The sequence below is a fragment of the Acidovorax sp. genome (genome assembly GCF_021287135.1).
GTDB lineage: Bacteria > Pseudomonadota > Gammaproteobacteria > Burkholderiales > Burkholderiaceae_C > Acidovorax.
In genome coordinates this window covers 1-14,268 of record NZ_JAJTBB010000031.1, presented here as the reverse complement: position 1 = coordinate 14,268, position 14,268 = coordinate 1, and the positions used below count along the sequence as shown (strand labels likewise).

General features: G+C 68.4%; 13 protein-coding genes. 4 read left to right on the top strand and 9 right to left on the bottom strand.

Annotated elements, in window-relative coordinates:
- Positions 1-145: 145 nt before the first annotated feature.
- Positions 146-727, top strand: coding sequence for a Fe-Mn family superoxide dismutase (locus LWW96_RS08165; protein WP_291485806.1), 582 nt, complete (start codon positions 146-148; stop codon positions 725-727).
- A 110-nt stretch (positions 728-837) separates the two neighbouring features.
- Here LWW96_RS08165 and LWW96_RS08160 read toward each other — a convergent pair whose 3' ends face one another.
- Entirely contained in the window at positions 838-1,341 is a 504-nt protein-coding gene (locus LWW96_RS08160) for a DUF192 domain-containing protein (protein ID WP_291485804.1), read from the bottom strand.
- Between the two features lie 139 nt (positions 1,342-1,480).
- Positions 1,481-1,672: a hypothetical protein gene (locus LWW96_RS08155; RefSeq protein ID WP_291485802.1), complete on the bottom strand. Its 192-nt coding sequence runs from the start codon at positions 1,670-1,672 to the stop codon at positions 1,481-1,483.
- A 202-nt stretch (positions 1,673-1,874) separates the two neighbouring features.
- Here LWW96_RS08155 and icd point away from each other — a divergent pair, with 202 nt between their 5' ends.
- On the top strand, positions 1,875-3,134 hold the full coding sequence (icd, locus tag LWW96_RS08150) for an NADP-dependent isocitrate dehydrogenase (RefSeq protein WP_291485800.1): 1,260 nt from the start codon (positions 1,875-1,877) through the stop codon (positions 3,132-3,134).
- A gap of 91 nt (positions 3,135-3,225) precedes the next feature.
- Here icd and chrA read toward each other — a convergent pair whose 3' ends face one another.
- The gene (chrA, locus tag LWW96_RS08145) at positions 3,226-4,590 is read right to left on the bottom strand and encodes a chromate efflux transporter (RefSeq protein ID WP_291485798.1); all 1,365 of its coding nucleotides are present in this window, start codon (positions 4,588-4,590) and stop codon (positions 3,226-3,228) included.
- Between the two features lie 242 nt (positions 4,591-4,832).
- Between chrA and LWW96_RS08140 the strand changes: the two genes are divergently transcribed.
- Positions 4,833-6,725, top strand: coding sequence for a propionate--CoA ligase (locus LWW96_RS08140; RefSeq protein ID WP_291485795.1), 1,893 nt, complete (start codon positions 4,833-4,835; stop codon positions 6,723-6,725).
- 60 nt (positions 6,726-6,785) lie between these two features.
- On the opposite strand, the gene LWW96_RS08135 is transcribed toward LWW96_RS08140, so the two are convergent.
- Positions 6,786-6,995 (bottom strand): GNAT family N-acetyltransferase, encoded by a 210-nt coding sequence (locus tag LWW96_RS08135; protein WP_366117933.1) that lies wholly within the window; start codon positions 6,993-6,995, stop codon positions 6,786-6,788.
- 8 nt (positions 6,996-7,003) lie between these two features.
- Between LWW96_RS08135 and LWW96_RS08130 the strand changes: the two genes are divergently transcribed.
- Complete coding sequence (locus LWW96_RS08130; protein WP_291485792.1) at positions 7,004-7,276, top strand: hypothetical protein; 273 nt, start codon at positions 7,004-7,006, stop codon at positions 7,274-7,276.
- Here LWW96_RS08130 and LWW96_RS08125 read toward each other — a convergent pair.
- The 5 genes from LWW96_RS08125 to LWW96_RS08105 all read right to left on the bottom strand — a co-directional run.
- Positions 7,263-7,502 carry a hypothetical protein gene (locus LWW96_RS08125; RefSeq protein ID WP_291485790.1) on the bottom strand — a complete coding sequence of 80 codons (240 nt, stop codon included), beginning with the start codon at positions 7,500-7,502 and terminating at the stop codon, positions 7,263-7,265. The two genes, LWW96_RS08130 and LWW96_RS08125, sit on opposite strands and share 14 nt — an antisense overlap.
- Positions 7,503-7,632: 130 nt before the next feature.
- Positions 7,633-11,457, bottom strand: coding sequence for an EAL domain-containing protein (locus LWW96_RS08120; RefSeq protein ID WP_291485788.1), 3,825 nt, complete (start codon positions 11,455-11,457; stop codon positions 7,633-7,635).
- Positions 11,458-11,621: 164 nt separating this feature from the next.
- On the bottom strand, positions 11,622-12,536 hold the full coding sequence (locus tag LWW96_RS08115; protein ID WP_291485785.1) for an EamA family transporter: 915 nt from the start codon (positions 12,534-12,536) through the stop codon (positions 11,622-11,624).
- Positions 12,493-13,146, bottom strand: coding sequence for a methylated-DNA--[protein]-cysteine S-methyltransferase (locus LWW96_RS08110; protein ID WP_291485784.1), 654 nt, complete (start codon positions 13,144-13,146; stop codon positions 12,493-12,495). The genes LWW96_RS08115 and LWW96_RS08110 overlap by 44 nt, the downstream gene beginning before the upstream one ends.
- A 58-nt stretch (positions 13,147-13,204) precedes the next feature.
- Positions 13,205-14,268: AlkA N-terminal domain-containing protein (locus tag LWW96_RS08105; protein WP_291485781.1), on the bottom strand; the 1,064-nt coding region annotated here is incomplete at its 5' end.

Sequence of the window (14,268 nt, the reverse complement as noted above, 5' to 3'; positions counted from 1 at the left end):
GTCCCTGCGCGGTCAGTGGCCTCACGCTGCACAGGTCGCCCGATCTTCCTACAATGCCCCCTTCGTGCCGTGCCCTACCGCATTGCTCAGGCAATTTGCGTTGCCAAGAGCCTCCCGGAATTTCAAACCACAAGGAAACACCACCATGGAACATACCCTGCCTCCGCTGCCTTACGCCATCGACGCCCTGGCGCCCCACTACAGCCAGGAAACCCTGGAGTACCACCATGGCAAGCACCACAACGCCTATGTGGTGAACCTGAACAATCTGCAAAAGGGCACCGAGTTCGAGAACATGGCGCTCGAAGAGATCGTCAAGAAATCCAGCGGCGGCATCTACAACAACGCAGCCCAGATCTGGAACCACACCTTCTTCTGGAACTGCATGGCCCCCCAAGGCGGCGGCGAGCCCACGGGCGCGCTGGCCGCGGCCATCAATGCCAAGTGGGGCAGCTACGCCGCCTTCAAGGAAGCCTTTGTGAAGAGTGCCGTAGGCAACTTCGGCTCCGGCTGGACCTGGCTGGTGAAGAAGGCCGACGGCAGCGTGGACATCGTGAACACCGGCGCGGCCGGCACGCCCCTGACCACCGCTGACAAGGCGCTGCTGACGGTGGACGTGTGGGAGCACGCGTACTACATCGACTACCGCAACCTGCGTCCCAAGTTCGTGGAAACCTTCCTGGACAAGCTGGTCAACTGGAAGTTCGCCGAAGCCAACTTCGCCTGACGCCCGCGCCGCACCCCGGTGCGGCCCGGCCCCCCGCAAGCCCTGGCGCTTGCAAAGCACAACGGCCCCGCGGGGCCGTTTTTCATGGGGCTGCAACGTGGAGCGGAGCGCTATTTGCGGCGGAACGGCACCCCCGCCAACTTCGTGCCCGCCTTGAGGCCCTTCTTGGCGAACCAGCCCTGGTTCATCTCCAGCACGTAGCGCACGGGCTTGGCCGAGCAGTGCGAATCCAGCGTCTGCGGCTTCATGTCCTCCAGGTTCACGATGGTGCCGTCGTCGTCCACGAACGCCGCCGTCAGGGGCAGCAACGTGTTCTTCATCCAGAAGCACTGCGCGGCCGGTTGTTCGAACACGAACAGCATGCCCTCGTGGGCGGGCATCTCCTTGCGGAACATGAGGCCTGTCTGCCGCTCCTGGGGCGTGGCCGCCACCTGGGCATCAATGCGATGCATGCCCGCCGTCAGTTCCACCCGGGGCAGGTCCAGCTGAGGGGCTTCCTGGGCGGCAGCAGTGCCGAACAAGGCAGCAAGAAGGGCTGCGGCGGCGGCGCGCGCAGCGATGGATGCGCGCAGCGGGCGCGCACGGGCAACAAGGGCAGGGGCAAAAGCGGACATGGGAGCTTTCAGGACAACGAAAGGGAAGGGTACGCCGGCGGTTGGCGAAGCGCTCGCGCCAATAAAAAACGCCCGCGGCTGCGGGCGATTTTGTACCAGCGGGCGGCACACCGGCGAGCGGTGCGCACACCGGCTGCGATCACATGGTCTTGTGAGCGGCCTTCTTCTTGTGGACCTTCTTGGAAGCCTTTTTCTTGTGGACCTTGGTGGTCTTGGCCTTGGGGGCAGGAGATGCCATGGGGGCGGAGGGGGCAGGCGCCGTGGCAGGTGCTTGTGCAAACGCACCCGCAGCGAACAGGCCGGCCACCAGGACAGCGAGGAGTTTTTTCATATATGCCGTTTCCAGTGTGAGGAGTTGAACAATCGATGGGTCGAAGCAATGCGCGACGCGGCACCGCTCCACCCGCAACGATAGCAGCGGAGCGAGCGTTGACAGGGGCATCTTCGAAAATTTTTGTCATTAGAATTGATCGGCATCGCATCGTTTGCCCATTTGCTGACACCCCCGCAGCGCCCACAGGAGATCCGCCCCCATGACCAGTTACCAGCACATCAAGGTGCCCGCCGAAGGCCAGAAGATCACGGTCAACGCCGACATGTCCCTGAATGTGCCCGCCCAGCCCATCATTCCTTACATCGAAGGCGATGGCACGGGCCTGGACATCACGCCCGTGATGATCAAGGTGGTGGACGCGGCCGTGGCCAAGGCCTATGGCGGCCAGCGAAAGATCCACTGGATGGAGGTGTACGCCGGCGAGAAATCCACCAAGGTCTACGGGCCGGACGTGTGGCTGCCGGACGAGACGCTGCAGGCGCTGCGCGAATATGTGGTGTCCATCAAGGGGCCGCTGACCACGCCCGTGGGCGGCGGCATCCGCTCGCTGAACGTGGCCCTGCGCCAGGAGCTGGACCTCTACGTCTGCCTGCGCCCGGTGCAATATTTCCGCGGCGTCCCTTCGCCGCTGAAGGAGCCCGAGAAGACCAACATGGTGATCTTCCGCGAGAACTCGGAAGACATCTACGCCGGCATCGAGTTCGAAGCCGAGTCCGACAAGGCGAAAAAGCTCATCAAGTTCCTGCAGGACGAGATGGGCGTCAAGAAGATCCGCTTCCCCAACACCTCCGGCCTGGGGGTCAAGCCCGTCTCGCGGGAGGGCACGGAGCGCCTGGTGCGCAAGGCCATCCAGTACGCCATCGACAACGACAAGCCCAGCGTGACCATCGTGCACAAGGGCAACATCATGAAGTACACCGAAGGCAGCTTCCGCGACTGGGCCTATGCCCTGGCGCAGAAGGAATTCGGTGCCCAGCCCATTGACGGCGGCCCGTGGTGCCGCCTCAAGAACCCCAAGAACGGCAAGGACATCACCATCAAGGACAGCATTGCCGACGCCTTCCTGCAGCAGATCCTGCTGCGCCCGGCCGAGTATTCGGTGGTGGCCACGCTCAACCTCAACGGCGACTACATCTCGGACGCGCTCGCAGCCCAGGTGGGGGGCATCGGCATCGCGCCGGGCGCCAACATGTCCGATTCCGTGGCCTGCTTCGAGGCCACCCACGGCACTGCACCCAAGTACGCGGGCAAGGACTACGTGAACCCAGGCTCCGAAATCCTCTCGGCCGAGATGATGCTGCGGCACATGGGCTGGGTCGAAGCGGCCAACCTCATCATCAGCGCACTGGAAAAGTCCATTGCCTCCAAGAAGGTGACCTACGACTTCGCCCGTCTCATGGAGGGCGCGACGCAGGTGAGCTGCTCCGGCTTCGGCCAGGTCATGATCGACCATATGTGAACGTTCGCCCGGCAGGGCGCAACGGCCGCAGGCCCCGTGCTCTGATGTGGAGCCGGGGCTTTCCTTTTGGGCGTTGCGCAACACCAGCCAGTTAGCGCGCCAGCCACTGCACGGCCAGCCCCGCCGCCGCGCAGACGCCCAGCAGCGGCAGCACGCCGGCCTTCAGGCGCAGCAGGGCCAGCAGTGCGCCCAAGGTGATCGCGGCGGCCGCCCAGTCCATGCGGCCGCCCAGGCCCTGCGGCCACAGCAGGTGGTAGGCAAAAAACAGGGCCAGGTTCAGGATCACGCCCACCACGGCCGCCGTGATGGCCGACAGCGGTGCCGTGAAGCCCAGCTTGCCGTGCGTGGCTTCCACCAGCGGGCCGCCTGCCAGGATGAAGACAAATGACGGCAGGAAGGTGAAAAACGTCACCACGGCCGCAGCCGCCGCGGCGCCCGCGAACAAGGCGTCGGGGCCACCCACCTGGTGGAGCCAGCCGCCGAGGAAGCCGACAAAGGCCACCACCATGATCAGCGGCCCGGGGGTCGTTTCGCCCAGCGCCAGGCCGTCGATCATCTGCGCCGCCGAGAGCCAGTGGTAGTGTTCCACCGCCCCCTGGAACACATACGGCAGCACGGCATAGGCGCCGCCGAACGTCAGCAGGGCTGCCTTGGAGAAGAACCAGCCCATCTGCGTGAGCGTGCCCTGCCAGCCCTGCGTGGCCGCCAGCGCGCCCAGGGCCAGCAGCCACAGCGCCACGCCGCAGCCCACCACCGCCAGCAGGTGGCGGCGCGAAAAGCGCGCATGCGGCGGCGTCGGGGTGTCGTCGTCGATGAGTGCCGGGCCGTAGTGCTGGCACCCTGCCGCCGGGCCGCCGCCCAGCGCAAACACGGCGGGCCAGCGCCGTGCGCCCAGGGCGCCGATGAGGCCGGCGGCCAGGACGATGGCCGGAAACGGCACGCTGAACGCAAAAATGGCCACAAACGAAGCGGCGGCAATGGCCCACATCCATCCGTTCTTGAGCGCACGGGTGCCCACCCGGTGGGCCGCCTGCAGCACCAGCGCCGTCACGGCGGGCTTCACGCCGTAGAAGATGCCGGCGACGACGGGCACATCGCCAAACCGCACGTACACCCAGGACAGGCCGATCAGGATGAACAGCGACGGCAGCACAAACAGCCCCCCGGCCACGATGCCGCCCCAGCTGCGGTGCATGAGCCAGCCGATGTAGGTGGCGAGCTGCTGGGCCTCGGGGCCGGGCAGCACCATGCAGTAGTTCAGCGCATGCAGAAAGCGGGCTTCGCTGATCCAGCGGCGGCGCTCCACCAATTCGGCGTGCATGATGGCAATCTGCCCGGCAGGCCCGCCGAAGCTGATGAAGCCGAGTTGGAGCCAGAACCGGAACGCCTCCTGAAAGCGCACGGGCGCAGGCCGCTCGGCGGGTGGGGGCGCAGTATCTGGTGGGGCAGGGGGCATGCGGTGGCTCAGAAAGGATTGCAGGGTCCGGCGCCACCTGGCGCGGGTTGCCGGGGCAGCGAAAAACTGCCGCGCAGTCTAACAACCCAGGATGACACCGCACGCCGCAGCGCCAGGAAGGTGGCGACCGCCGGGCGGCCCGTCCCGGCACGGCCGTCAGTTTGCCGCAAGCCCGTCATGAATAATTATGAATTCAAAACCTGCTTGCAGCAGGGCGCGAGAGAGATGCAGAGGAGACTTTCATGACCGAGTACGCCGACTTCTACCGCCAGTCCATCGACCACCGCGATGCGTTCTGGAACGAGCAAGCCCAGCTCATTGACTGGCACACCCCGCCCCAACAGGTCTGCGACTACAGCAATCCGCCCTTTGCCAAGTGGTTCGTGGGCGGCACCACCAACCTCTGCCACAACGCCGTGGACCGCCATCTGGCGGCGCGCGCAGGGCAGAGCGCGCTGGTGGCGATCTCCACCGAGACCCACACGGAACGCAGCTACAGCTTTGCCGAACTGCACGCGGAAGTGCAGCGCATGGCGGCGGTGTTGCAGTCGCTGGGCGTCAAGAAGGGCGACCGGGTCCTGATCTACATGCCCATGATTGCCGAGGCGGCCTTCGCCATGCTCGCCTGCGTGCGCATCGGGGCCCTGCACTCGGTGGTGTTTGGCGGGTTCGCCTCGGGTTCGCTGGCCTCGCGCATCGAAGACGCGGAGCCCACCGCCGTGGTGAGTGCGGACGCAGGCTCCCGCGGCGGCAAGGTCGTGCCCTACAAGCCGCTGCTGGACGAAGCCATCGCGTTGTCAAAACACAAGCCGTCGGCCGTACTGATGGTCAACCGGGGCTTGGCCCCCATGCACCTGCAGCCGGGGCGCGACCACGAATGGGCCGCCCTGCGCGAGCAGCACCTGAACACCCAGGTGCCCTGCGAATGGGTGGATTCCACCCATCCCAGCTACACCCTCTACACCAGCGGCACCACCGGCAAGCCCAAGGGCGTGCAGCGCGACACGGGCGGCTACACGGTGGCGCTGGCGGCCAGCATGAAGCACATCTTCGACGCGAAGGCGGGCGACGTGTATTTCGCCACCAGCGACATCGGCTGGGTGGTGGGCCACAGCTACATCATCTACGGCCCGCTGATCGCGGGCCTCACGACCATCATGTACGAAGGCCTGCCCACGCGGCCCGACGCGGGCGTGTGGTGGAGCATCGTGCAGAAGTACCAGGTCACGCACATGTTCTCGGCCCCCACGGCCGTGCGCGTGCTTAAGAAGCAGGACCCCGCCTACCTGGCCAAGTACAACGTGAAGAGCCTCAAGGCGCTGTGGCTGGCCGGCGAACCGCTGGACGAACCCACGGCCCAATGGATCAGCGATGCGCTGCAGGTCCCCATCATCGACAACTACTGGCAGACCGAGACCGGCTGGCCCATCCTCACCCTGGCCAATGGGGTGCAGCAGCAGTCCACCCGCTTCGGCAGCCCCGGCAAGGCCATGTACGGCTATGACGTGAAGCTGATTGACGAGGCCACCGGCCAGGAGCTGACAGGCGCCAACCAGAAAGGCGTGGTCGCCATTGAAGGCCCCCTGCCGCCGGGCTGCATGCAGACCGTGTGGCGCGACGACGCGCGCTTTGTGAACACCTACTGGAAGAGCATTCCCGGGCGCCTGATCTACAGCACCTTCGACTGGGGCATCCGCGACGCCGACGGCTACCACTTCATCCTGGGCCGCACGGACGACGTGATCAACGTGGCGGGCCACCGCCTGGGCACCCGCGAGATCGAGGAAAGCATCGCGTCCCACCCCAACATCGCCGAGGTGGCCGTGGTGGGCGTGGCCGACAGCCTGAAGGGGCAGGTGGCCATGGCCTTTGCCGTGGTGCGCGACGCCTCGGTGCTGACGGACGACGCCGCGCGCCTGAAGCTCGAAGGCGATGTCATGAAACAGGTGGACAGCCAGCTGGGTGCCGTGGCGCGGCCATCGCGCGTGCATTTCGTCACCGTGCTGCCCAAGACACGCAGCGGCAAGCTGCTACGCCGCGCGCTGCAGGCCGTGGCCGAACGGCGCGACCCCGGCGACCTGACGACCATGGAAGACCCCGCCGCGCTGCAGCAGGTGAAGGAACTGGTCGGCTGAGGCCGGCCGTCCCGCCGCGCGCGAAACGGCGCCGGCGGGCTCTGTTTTGCGGCCCCCCGCTCAGTGCGGGGGCCTCGCCACGAAGGCTTGCTTGCCGTGGCGGTTGAAGCCGGCGTTCTCGTAGAACCGCAGGGTGTCCGGGTCCTTGCGGCCGGTCATCAGCATGACCTTGTAGCATCCGCGGCTCCAGGCATGCGCGAGTGCGTGCACCAGCAGGGCCCGCCCCCATCCGCGGCCACGGTAGTCAGCGTGGGTCACCACGTTCTCGATCAGGCCGTATGAACGTGTTGGCGATCTCGCAGGGGATCGCGTTGGAGCGCAATCGGGAGGAGTGGATGCTGCGGGTGCGCCGCATGGGCCTCATGCCCATGCAAGCAGCCGGGGCGTCCAATCACCCGATTTCGCTCCAACCCTTCGGGCAGTGGTCTTTGCGGGCGGTCTGCGGCGTTGCGGCGCTTGTGGATAGCGCGCTATCCACTGCGCACCGCGCCTGGCATCCCATCCCGCAAAGACCGCTGCGCGACCCCTGGGAGATCGTCAACACGTTCTGAGCCTGCAGCCCCGGGTGAGATTCGGAACGATCGCGATGTGGCAGGTGCTCACCAGCACGCCATCGACGAAACCTCCGAAGTAGCGCAGGCCCGGATGGGCCAGTGCCTCGGTCCACACCGCCTGCACTTCGGCATCGCCCGGCAGGGGGAGGTCCTGCGGATGCAGCTGGGTGTACAAGCCCAGCAGCAGCGTCAAGTCCTGCGGGCCGAGTGCGCGGATGTCCATGGCGGGTCTTTCAGGCGAGTCCAAAATTTGCTACTAAAACAGTAGCTTCTAGCGCTTGACTGGCAAGGGATTTTGGCGAATTCTGCTAAAAATCCCCTGCACGAATCGTGCAGCGGCCCCGGGGCGCGCCTCACGCCGGCCGGCCCCGTTGCCAGCCCTGCGGCGGCTTCCAGCCCGGCACCCATTCCACGAAGTCCGCCTCCGGCATGGGCCGCGCCACGCAGTAGCCCTGGGCCAGGCTGCACCCCAGCTGCAGCAGCATCTGGCCTTGCTCGACGGTTTCCACGCCCTCGGCAATCACGCGGTAGCCAAACGAGCGGGCCAGCCCGATCACGCCCTGCACGATGGCCAGATCGCCGGGGTCGCCCATCATGCCGTGCACGAAGCTTTGGTCGATCTTGAGCGTGTCCACCGGCAGCCGCCGCAGGTACGTGAGCGATGAATAGCCCGTGCCAAAGTCGTCCAGAGACACGCCCATGCCCACGGCCCGCAGCGCCGTCAGCGTCTGGGCCACGGCGGCCAGGTCGTACAGCGCCGCGCTTTCGGTGATCTCGATTTCCAGCAGGTGGGGCGGCACGCCGGGATGGCGCGCAGCGCACCGCACCATCCAGTCGGCGAAATCCGGCCGTTGCAGGTGCTGGGCGGCGATGTTCACGCTCACCGGCAACTGCGCGCCGCGGGCCTGCAACTGATCGAGCACGCCGAACGCGGCCTCCACCACCCATTCGCCGAAGGTCACCTCCAGCTCGGTGCCCTCCAGCAGCGGCAGAAATTCGCCCGGCGGCACCAGTCCCCGCGCGGGATGCAGCCAGCGGGCCAGCGCCTCGGCCCCCACCACCGCGCCGGATTTCATGTCCACCTTGGGCTGCAGGAACAGCGTGAACTGCGATGCCGTCAGTGCCTCGCGCAGGTGGCGCCCTTGCTCGCGCTGCAACTGCAGCGCCCGCTCCTGGGCTGCGTCGAACTGGTGGAAGCGGTTGCGGCCGGCCTGCTTGGCGGCGTACATGGCCTGGTCGGCGTGGCGCAGCAGGGCATCCGCATCGGCGTCGTCCTGCGGGAACATGGTGTAGCCGATGCTGGCGGTCACCACCACGCGCTCGCCGTCCAGGGTATAGGGGGCGGAAATGCTCTCCATCACCTGGTTCATCAGGCGCTCGCAGTCGCCCACGGCACCCAGGTCGGGCAGGAGGATGACGAACTCGTCGCCGCCGAGCCGCGCCACCGTGTCCGCGGGGCGCAGCGCGCGGGTGAGGCGCCCGGCCACCACCACCAGCAGGCGATCGCCCGCGCCGTGGCCCAGGCGGTCGTTCACGGGCTTGAAACCGTCCAGGTCCAGATAGGCTACGCCCAGCTGCCGCCCGCTCCGGCGCGCCTGGTCCATGCTTTCCTGCAGCTTGCGCGCCAGCAGCACGCGGTTGGGCAGCCCGGTCAGGGCGTCGAACAAGGCCAGGCGCTGCAGCAGGACCTCTTGCTCCCGCTGCGGCGTCACGTCGATCGCCACGCCCAGCATGCGTTCCGGGCGGCCCTGGGCGTCGAACCCGACGATCTTGCCCAGGTTGCGCACCCACCGCGCCACCGCGCCCGCAGCATTGACGCGCCAGGTGGCGTCGAACGGCGTTGCGGGGTGGGCGGCATGCCGCGCGAGTTCGGCGGCGATGCGGTCGATGTCCTCCGCGGCAATGCCGGCGGTCCAGGGCGTGGGGGCCGACAGGTCCTCCGGGGCCGGTGCGCCGCGCAGCGACCACCAGCGGTCATCGCCGGTCACGGTGCCAGTACCCAGGTTCCAGTCCCACAGGCCCAGCGATGCGGCCGAGAGGGTGAGCGACAGCAGTTCCTCGCGTTCGCGCACCCGCTCTTCGTTGCGCTTGCGGTCGGTGATGTCGTGCACCGAGAACAGCCAGCAGGGTTCTCCGTCGAACTCGGTGGCGCGCATGGACTGCAGCACCGTGCGTGGCGGGCCGCCCCGCACGTTCAGGCTGACCTCGTAACTGCTCAGGTGGCCTGCGCGCTCGACTTCCTCCAGCAGCTTCTCCCGGTCTTGCGCGGTGAAGATGCCCAGTTCCACGGCCGTGTGGCCAATGGCCTCCTCGCGGGGAATGCCCAGCATCTCCACCCAGGCCGGGTTGATGTCCACATAGCGTCCGTCCTTGCGGTGCGACAGGCCCATGGGGTAGGGCATGAGCTGGAAGATGCGCGAGAAGCGCTCCTCCGACTGGCGCAGGCGCTGCTCGGCGCGCTTGGCCTCGTCGATGTCCTGCATCACGCCCCGCACGCGGGTCACCCGGTCGTTTTCGATCACCGGCTCGCCGCGGGCGCGCACCCAGACCAGGCGGCCATCGGCGTGCTGGACTTCCAGCTCCATGCTCCAGTCGCGGCGCTCCAGGATGCTGCGGCGGAAGTTCTGGCGCAGCGGCTCGCGGTAGGCGGGCGCAACGTGGCGGTCGATGTAGTCGCGCGGCAGGGGGGAGCCGGGCGGCAGGCCGTGGATGTCAAAGCACACGTCCGACCAGTAGACCAGGCCCTGGCCGCGCGCGTCTTCCCAGGCCCCCAGCCGCGCCAGGCGGCCGGCCTGCTGCAGCAGGCCGTTGAGGGCGCGCAGCTCGTCGCTGGCGCGCACCGATTCCGACATGTCGTGGAACACGAAGACGAAACACGGCTCGCCCTCCACGAGCACGGAGCGGGCCGACATCAGCCCCGGGATGCGCACCCCGTCGCGCTGCGCCACCAGCGGCAGCCGGTCCACCTTGCCGTCGCGGCGAAAAGCCTCCACCAGCCGGGTGCGCTCCTGTTCCGAAGCCCAGATCCGCAGGTCCATGGACGTGCGCCCGAGGATCTCCTCGCGCGGGCGGCCCAGCACCTCGCAGAACGCGGGGTTCACGTCCACGTAGCGCCCGTCGGCGATGCGCGAGATGCCCGCCGGGTCCGGGAGGGTCTGGTAGAAGGTGGTGTACTTGGCTTCCGACGAGCGCAGGGCGTTCTGGACCTCGCGGTGGTCGGTGATGTCCACGTCCATGCCGATCAGGCTCGTGGGGCGCTGCTGGGCGTCGCGGCTGGCCACGGTGCCGCGCGACATGATCCAGCGCCAGCGGCCCTGGGTGTCCTGCACGCGGAACTCGGCCTCATAGGCCTCTTCGAGCCCGTCCATGGTCCGCGCCAGCCGGGCGGCGTTGCGGTCGGCATCCGCCGGATGGCGCAGGGCGTACCAGCGCTGCCACAAGTCGCCGGCATCCTGCTCGGCCGCGCTGATGCCGAACGCTTCATAGAAACGGCCGTGGCAGCGGAACTGCCGCCGCACCACATCCCACTGCCACTGGCCGCCGCCCATGGAGTCCACGGTCAGCCGCAACTGCTTTTCCTGCTGGGACAGCGTTTGCTGGATGTCCTGGCGCGCCAATTCGGAGCGGGCCTTGCCGGCCAGCAGCAGCCGCCCGACCCCCAGCATGAACACGCCGGCTCCGTGGTACCACGGCAGGCCGCTGGCGGCCCCGGCTGCGCCCCATACGGCCCACAGGCTGGCCGCCACCGACAATGGCAGCGTCAGCGTCAGCCCCGCCAGCACCACCCATTCCTTGTTGCGCAGCCGCAGGTGCTGCTCGCACAGGCGCCACAGCAGCCCCGTGGCCACGGCGGTGCCCAGCACGGCCACCGCGGCGATGGCCGCGGAGGGGTCCGCGCGCAGCACCGCCAGCAGGGCGATCAGCGCCGCCAGCGTGGCGGGGACGGCACCAAAGCAAAGCGCCAGGAAGGCTGCTGCGGTGGGGTAGGCCACGACGCGCAGCTCCGGCGCATTCCACTGCAGCGCCTGGAACGACGCCACCGACACCACGCCGCCTGCCAGTCCCAGCAGCAGCGCGGTGCGAGGGGAGGGGTGCAGGGATTCTTGCGGCGGCAGCCAGGCCAGCACCAGCAACAGCAGCATCAGGGCCGTGCCCGCCAGCAGGGTGTTGTTACCCATGGGCGGTCATCCTGTTGCTGTTGTGGGCGCGCGCAGGGGCGCGGGGCGGGCCGGGTGGGTCAAAGCAGGCGGTGAACCGTCCAGCGCCGCCCGCGGGCGGGGTCAGACAGCAAAAGCCCGGAAAAACACCCATAGGGCGAGTTTAGAGCCTCTGCGCGGCCTTTCTAAGCAGCTTTTGCGCGCCCCAGCGTCCTGACAAGCCCGGTTGACAGCAAGGTGCCGCACACGATCACCAGCGCGCAGCCCGCCATCCACGGCGTGACCCGCTCCCCCAGGAACACGGTGCCGTACAGCACCGCAAACACCGGCGCGATGAAGGTGACGGCCAGCGCCCGGCTGGGGCCGGCGCTTTCAATGAGGCGGAAATACAGGATGTAGGCAATGCCCGTGCACAGCACCGCAATGGCGGCGATGGCACCCCAGGCCCTGAGGCCCGGCAGCTGGGCGGGCCAGAACCACACCGTGGGCACGGCCAGGGCCAGTGCCGCGCCCAGCTGGCTGCCGGTGGCCGTGGCCAGCGGCGGGATGCCCGCCAGGTAGCGCCGGGCAAAGCTGGCCGACAGGCCGTAGAACGCCGAGGCCAGCAGACAGGCCGCAAGCGCCCAGTGCGCCTGGCCGGTCTTGAAGCCTGTGCCCGCCGGCGCACGCCAGGCCAGCAGCGCCACCCCCGCGAAGCCCAGCGCCAGGCCCGTCCAGCGCAGGGCGCTGATGCGGTCGCCCAGCCACATCCAGGCCACCAGGGCGCCAAACAGGGGCACCGTGGCGTTCAGGATGGATGTGACCCCGGTGGCAATGTGCAGCACGGCCCACGCGAACAGCGCAAACGGAATGGCCGAATTGAGAACCCCCGCGAGCAGGATGGGCCGCCAATGCCGGCGCAGCGCCGCGCTGTGCCCCTGGCGCACCATGATGGGCCAGAGGAACGCGGCAGCCAGCGCCACCCGCAACCCCACCAGCGGCAGCGGGCCGAATTCCGATGCGCCCAGGCGCATGAAGAGGAAGGAGGCTCCCCAAAGCGCTGCCAGCAGGATGAATTCAGCAATCCAGTGCGATGCCGGCTGCTGGGCGGGAGTGGTCATGCGTGTCTTTCGGTGAAGAAGAGGAAGAGGGCGACGAAGGAGGAAATGGCGTGGGGCGGGCCGCGGCGCTGCCGGGCCGCGCCCGGGAAGCGCGGGTCGGCAGGGCATTTTCAAGACTCAGCAAAACCGTTTTGCGATCCAGGCCTCCCGCGTAGCCCGTGAGGCTTCCGTCTGCCCCCAGCACCCGGTGGCAGGGCACCACCACGCTGAGCGGATTGCGCCCGACGGCTGCCCCCACGGCCCGCACCGCCAGCGGGCGGCCCAGCTGCCGGCTCAGGGCGCCATAGGTGGTCGTGGCGCCGCGGCCCACGGCCAGCAACGCCCGCCAGACCTCTTGCTGGAACGCGGTGCCGCCCGACAGGTCCAGCGGCAGGTCGAAGTCCGTGCGCTCGCCTTGCAGGTACTGCTGCAGCTGGCGCGCTGCGGCGGCCAGCACCGGGTGGTCGCTGGCCGCCAGGGCCCAGGCGGCCGAGCCCGCCAGCAACGCCACGGGCGCGTGCCGCTGGCCTTCGAACCAGACGCCCGCAAGCCCGACGGGCGAAGCCGCCAGGCGCACGGGCCCCAGGGCGGTGATGGTGCGCAGCTGCACCGTGAGGGGATGGAATTGCATGGCGGTCGAAATTTTGAATAAAAATGGGATCTAGCGCTTGATACACAAGCGCGGGCAGCTATTGTTTTGATAGTAAAGTTGTGGCGGGCACGACCGTGCCTGCCGCCCAGGCGCGCAGCACGCCGTAGCTGCGCCACGGCCGCCAGGCCTGCGAGGCCGCCTCGGCGGCCCGCGCCGGGTGGCGCTGCCCCTGCACCCCCAGCGCCTTGTGCAGCGCCACGTCCCCGGCGGGAAAGGCGTCCGGCCAGCGCAGCACCCGCATGGCGATGTATTGCGCGGTCCAGTCGCCGATGCCGGGCAGGGCGCACAGCGCGGCGGTGGTGCGGGCGACGTCCGCGCCCGCGTGCAGGGCCAAGGCGCCGCTGTCCACCGCGCGGGCCAGGGCCACGATGGCGGCCTGGCGCTGGCGCACGATGCCCAGCTGCCCCAGCGTGTCGCCGTCGGCCGCGGCCAGCACGGCGGCCGTGGGGAACAGGCGGTTCAGCTCCGGCCACGGCGTGGCCAGGGGCTCGCCCAGGCGCTCCACCAGCCGCTGGCCCAGCGTGCGGGCGGCCGCCACGGTGATCTGCTGGCCCAGCACGGCGCGCACGGCCAGTTCGAAGCCATCAAAGGCACCCGGCACACGCAGGCCCTCGGTGCCCGGAAAGGCCGCGCCCAGCACCGCATGGATGGCGGCAGGGTCTGCGTCCAGGTCGAGCATGGCGCGCACCCGTGCAATCACCTGGGCCAGTGCGGGGGCCAGGTGTTCGCTGGTCTGCAGCCACACCTGGTGGCGTGCGGTGTCAAAGCGTGCCGCCATCCAGCCGGTCAGCTCCCGGGAACCGGCCTGCAGCCGCACGGTGCGCCGCAAGGTGCCGTTGGCGGGGTCGGCGCATTCCACGCCGGTGAACTGGCGCTGCGCAAAAAAGGTCAGCAGCGCTGGCACATCCAGCGGTGGCCGGTACGCCAGGCGGATGCTGCCGCACAGCCCTGCATCGCCAGGGGCTGCTGGCGCGCCCGCGCGGCGCAATTGGCTGGGGTTGAGGCCGTAATGCGTCGCAAACGCCGCGTTGAAGCGACGCACGCTGCCAAATCCGCTGGACAGCGCCACCTGGGTGACGGGCAAGCGGGTGTCGGTCAGCA